The sequence below is a fragment of the Confluentibacter sediminis genome (assembly GCF_003258355.1).
Taxonomy (GTDB): Bacteria; Bacteroidota; Bacteroidia; order Flavobacteriales; family Flavobacteriaceae; genus Confluentibacter; species Confluentibacter sediminis.
Map to the genome: position 1 here is coordinate 1 of NZ_QKPO01000104.1, position 329 is coordinate 329.

The 329-nt window shown below is 60.8% G+C and carries 1 protein-coding gene; it reads left to right on the forward strand.

Translation table 11 applies throughout. The features are described 5' to 3' along the window. The coding region (locus DKT72_RS19090; RefSeq protein WP_162623392.1) for an FAD:protein FMN transferase at positions 1-329 on the forward strand (329 nt) is incomplete at both ends.

Genomic DNA, 329 nt, shown 5'->3' on the forward strand with positions numbered 1-329 from the left:
CACACTTATCGCCCACAGCCCAGTCGCGCTCGATTTTGGTGCGTGCGGTAAGGGGTATTTGGTGGATTTGCTTGCGGGGATGTTGGGCGATGGCGCGGGCCACCCTCAACCCATTCAATACGTCATCGACGCCGGGGGTGATTTGCTAGTGCATACGGACGAACCAATCACCATCGCCCTTGAAGATCCTGCCGATCCGGCCAACGCCGTAGGTGCGGTCGAAATCAGCCAAGGTGCATTCTGCGCGAGCTCCCCCAGCCGCCGCCACTGGTCTGACGCCGCAGGTCACCAACTTCACCATCTGCTCAACGCCATCGACGGACTACCGG